The sequence below is a fragment of the Phyllobacterium sp. genome, assembly GCF_037994425.1.
GTDB lineage: Bacteria > Pseudomonadota > Alphaproteobacteria > Rhizobiales > Rhizobiaceae > Phyllobacterium.
Genome location: NZ_JBBNAM010000230.1, coordinates 1 through 4,814 on the forward strand (window position 1 = coordinate 1; position 4,814 = coordinate 4,814).

Annotated in this window: 3 protein-coding genes; all 3 read right to left on the minus strand. The window is 59.5% G+C overall.

All coding sequences use genetic code 11. The features are described from left to right. Positions 1-2,627 (minus strand): 2-oxoglutarate dehydrogenase E1 component (locus tag AAAB35_RS16070; protein ID WP_340669298.1); only part of this gene is annotated, 2,627 nt, incomplete at its 3' end. A 163-nt stretch (positions 2,628-2,790) separates the two neighbouring features. Further along, complete coding sequence (gene sucD, locus AAAB35_RS16075) at positions 2,791-3,705, minus strand: succinate--CoA ligase subunit alpha (RefSeq protein ID WP_340669299.1); 915 nt, start codon at positions 3,703-3,705, stop codon at positions 2,791-2,793. Positions 3,706-3,708: 3 nt separating this feature from the next. Next, on the minus strand, positions 3,709-4,814 hold a 1,106-nt coding region (gene sucC / locus AAAB35_RS16080), incomplete at its 5' end, for an ADP-forming succinate--CoA ligase subunit beta (protein ID WP_340669300.1).

Consider the following 4,814-nt stretch of genomic DNA (forward strand, 5'->3'; position numbering starts at 1 on the left):
GGCTGATCCTTGAGCAACTGGGCATCGTCCCACAGCAAGCGATGGAACGAGGATTCTCCCGTGAAATCGCCGATCGACGAAACAGCCCGCTTGTGGCGCAGCAGCGACTTCGGCGTCATGAGAATTAACGGCTTTCTGAAGTCCCGCTTCATCTGGCGGCGCAGAATGTGGAAGTAGTTCGCCGGCGTAGTGCAGTTCGCGACCTGCATATTGTCTTCCGCGCAGAGCTGCAGATAACGCTCGAGGCGTGCCGAGGAATGCTCCGGTCCCTGACCTTCATAACCGTGCGGCAACAGGCACACGAGACCTGACATGCGCAGCCATTTGCGCTCCCCTGAGGAGATGAACTGATCGAACACGACCTGTGCGCCATTGGCAAAGTCGCCGAACTGCGCTTCCCACAGTGTCAGGGCGCGCGGATCGGCGAGCGAGTAGCCATACTCGAAACCGAGCACCGCTTCTTCCGACAGCATCGAATTGATGATTTCGTAGAGCGCTTGCCCCTTTTGCAGATTGTTAAGCGGGATATAGCGCTGTTCGGTATCCTGGTCATAGAGGACCGAATGGCGCTGACTGAACGTACCACGCTCAACGTCCTGGCCGGAAAGGCGCACTGGGTGACCTTCCGTGACCAGAGAGCCGAATGCCAAAGCTTCGGCCGTCGCCCAGTCGAAACCTTCGCCCGTTTCAATCATCTTGGCGCGGTTGTCCTGGAAGCGCTGGATCGTGCGATGGACATTGAGGCCAGCCGGAACTTCCGAAAGCTTCTTGCCGATCTCTTTCAGCGTCTTGACCGGAATGCTGGTCTTGCCGCGCCGCTGCTCATCGGCATTGTCGGCAGTCCGCAACCCGCTCCAGGCGCCATCGAGCCAATCGGCCTTGTTGGGCTTATAGGCCTGACCGGAGTCGAACTCCTGCTCCAGCGTCTCGCGCCATGTCGCGCGCGTCTTTTCAAGATCGGCTTCGGTGATGAGGCCTTCTTCTATGAGCTTGGCCGCATAGAGTTGAACCGTCGTCTTCTGGCTGCGAATCTTCTTGTACATGATCGGCTGCGTGAACGCCGGTTCGTCACCTTCATTGTGACCAAAGCGCCGGTAGCAGAACATGTCGATGACCACGGGCTTGTGGAACGTCATGCGATATTCGGTGGCGATCTTGGCAACGTAGACGACCGCTTCCTGATCATCACCATTAACGTGGTAGATCGGCGCCTCGATCATCTTCGCGACGTCGGATGGATAGGGCGACGAGCGCGAGAAGCGCGGATTGGTGGTGAAACCAATCTGGTTGTTGATGATGAAGTGAACTGTGCCGGCGACACGGTGCCCGCGCAGGCCGGAGAGGCCAAGACATTCGGCAACGACGCCCTGGCCGGCAAAGGCCGCATCGCCGTGAAGCAGCAGCGGCATCACCTTGGAGCGCTCGGAGAGCGGTACGATTTCGTCGCGCTCGCGTCCCGCAAGAATATCCTGCTTGGCGCGTGCCTTGCCCATGACGACCGGATTGACGATCTCGAGATGGGATGGGTTCGCAGTCAGCGATAGGTGCACCTTGTTGCCGTCGAACTCGCGGTCCGACGAGGCACCGAGGTGGTACTTCACGTCGCCCGAACCTTCGACGTCGTCCGGCGTATAGGAGCCACCCTTGAACTCGTGGAAGATCGCCCGGTGCGGCTTACCCATAAACTGGCTGAGCACATTGAGGCGACCTCGATGCGCCATGCCGAGGACGATTTCCTTCAGGCCCATGGACCCACCGCGCTTGACGATCTGCTCGAGTGCCGGAATGAGTGCTTCGCCGCCGTCGAGCCCGAAACGCTTGGTGCCCTTGTATTTGACGTCGATGAACTGCTCAAAACCTTCGGCCTCGACGAGCTTGGAAAGGATTGCCTTCTTGCCTTCGACCGTGAAGGCGACGCCCTTGTCCGGTCCTTCGATGCGCTCCTGAATCCAGGCCTTTTCCACGGGATCGGAAATGTGCATGAACTCGACGCCGATCGTCGAGCAGTAGGTCCGCTTCAGAATGTCGAGCATCTGCGGGATCGTCGCATATTCGAGACCCAGCACGTTGTCGATGAAGATTTTGCGGTCGTAGTCAGCGGGCGAGAAGCCATAGCTTTCGGGCGAAAGCTCGTTGTAGTCTTCCTTCACCTCGGCAAGCCCCAACGGATCGAGCTTGGCATGCAGGTGGCCGCGCATGCGGTAGGCGCGGATCATCATGATGGCGCGGACGGAATCGCGCGCCGCGTGAATGATCTCACTGTCCGAAGCGGTCATGGCAGGCGCAGCGGCGCCATTCGACGCGGTTGCGGCACCGTTCGCGGACTTCGCCTTCAGCTTGTCAGTGATACGCTTTTCGACTTCGCCCCAATTGCCGTCGAGGGCGGAAACAAGTTCGCCGTTGCTGGCGATCGGCCAGTTCGACTTTTCCCAGGACGCGCCCTTGGCGTTCTTGATGACATCGTCCTTGCTGTCATTCAAATTGGCAAAAAACTCCTGCCACTCCGATCCGACCGATGCCGGATCCTTTTCATAGCTCGCATGCAGTTCCTCGATATAGTGCGCATTGCCGCCATAGAGGAATGAGGTGAGTGCGAAGATGTCGTTGGCCTGTTCTTGACGTGCCATATTTGTGACCGGAGTACCGACTCCGTCTCCCTTGGTGCGAGTTCGCCTGGCCTTCTTTGCCGGTGACACTCTGGGTTGAGGCCGCTCGGCCCCGAGGATTGATCGGGGCGGAGACCGCCCCAATCCTTAGTTTCTGTCGCAGGCACTGACGCCTAGCCGCGGATCAGCCCTTCAGGACCTCGACCAGCGTCTTGCCCAGTTGCGCCGGTGAAGGAGAAACGCGGATACCCGCCGCCTCCATGGCCGCAATCTTGTCTTCAGCGCCGCCCTTGCCGCCGGAAATCACCGCGCCGGCATGCCCCATCGTGCGGCCCGCAGGAGCCGTACGCCCGGCAATGAAGCCGGCCATCGGCTTCTTGCGGCCACGCTTGGCCTCGTCTGCGAGGAACTGCGCTGCATCTTCCTCGGCCGAGCCCCCGATTTCGCCGATCATGATGATCGACTTGGTCGCTTCGTCAGCAAGGAACATTTCCAGGACATCGATGAACTCCGTACCCTTGACCGGATCGCCGCCGATGCCGACGGCCGTCGTCTGGCCAAGACCTTCGTTCGTCGTTTGGAACACTGCCTCATAGGTCAGTGTCCCGGAGCGGGATACAACACCCACCGAACCCTTCTTGAAGATGTTGCCCGGCATGATGCCGATCTTGCATTCCTCGGGAGTGAGCACACCAGGGCAGTTCGGGCCGATCAGGCGCGAAGTCGAGCGGTCGAGGCGCGCCTTGACGCGGACCATGTCCATGACGGGAATGCCTTCGGTAATGCAGATAATGAGCGGAATTTCTGCATCGATCGCCTCGATGATGGCTTCGGCTGCACCTGCTGGCGGAACGTAGATCACCGAGGCGTTGGCGCCGGTGCGGTCCTTGCCCTCGGCAACCGATGCGAATATCGGCAGTTGGGCGCCGGCGCCGGTCGGCAGCTTGCCTTCCCAAGTCTCGCCACCCTTCTTCGGATGAATGCCGCCAACCATCTGCGTGCCGTAATAGGCGAGCGCCTGTTCGGTATGGAAAGTGCCGGTCTTACCGGTGAGGCCCTGGACGAGAACCTTGGTGTCTTTGTTGACAAGAATAGACATGCCTTAGTTTCCCTTCACCGCCTTGACGATTTTCTGTGCTGCATCATCGAGGTCGTCGGCCGATGTAACATTGAGGCCGCTTTCGTTGATGATCTTCTTGCCAAGCTCGGCATTCGTGCCCTCTAGGCGGACCACCAGGGGAACCTTGAGTCCGACTTCCTTGACCGCCGCAATCACGCCCTCGGCAATGACATCGCATTTCATGATGCCACCGAAGATGTTGATCAGGATGCCTTCGACTGCCGGATCGGCGGTTATGATCTTGAAGGCCGCCGTGACCTTTTCCTTGCTGGCGCCACCGCCGACGTCGAGGAAGTTAGCCGGCTCAGCACCGTAAAGCTTGATGATATCCATCGTCGCCATGGCAAGACCGGCGCCGTTTACCATGCAGCCGATATTGCCGTCGAGGGCGACATAGGCGAGGTCGTATTTCGACGCCTCGATCTCCTTGTCGTCTTCTTCGGAAATATCCCGAAGTTCGACAACGTCCGGGCGGCGGAAGAGGGCATTGCCGTCGAACGAAACCTTGGCGTCGAGAACGCGCAGGCGGCCATCCTTCATGACGATCAGCGGATTGACCTCGAGCAGGCTCATGTCCTTCTCGGTGAACGCCTTGTAAAGCGCCGGGAAGAGCGTCTCGCCATCCTTGCGCGCCTCATCGGTGAGGCCGTAGGCGTCGCTGATCTTGGCGACGTCATCCGCTGTCACGCCCTTTTCAGGATCGATGGCAACAGTGATGATCTTCTCCGGCGTATCATGCGCGACTGCCTCGATGTCCATGCCGCCTTCGGTCGAAACGACGAAGGACGGTCGTCCGACGGAGCGGTCTACCAGGATCGACAGATAAAGCTCGCGCTCGATATCGGCACCGTCTTCGATGTAGAGGCGATTGACCTGCTTGCCTGCTGGACCGGTCTGCTTGGTAACCAGCGTGTTGCCGAGCATTTCCTTGGCGTTCGCAACCACTTCCTCAACAGAACGCGCGAGGCGAACGCCACCCTTCGCGTCCGGGCCAAGTTCCTTGAACTTGCCCTTGCCGCGACCGCCCGCATGAATCTGGCTCTTGACCACATAAAGCGGACCCGGCAGCGTCTTTGCCCATTCTTCCG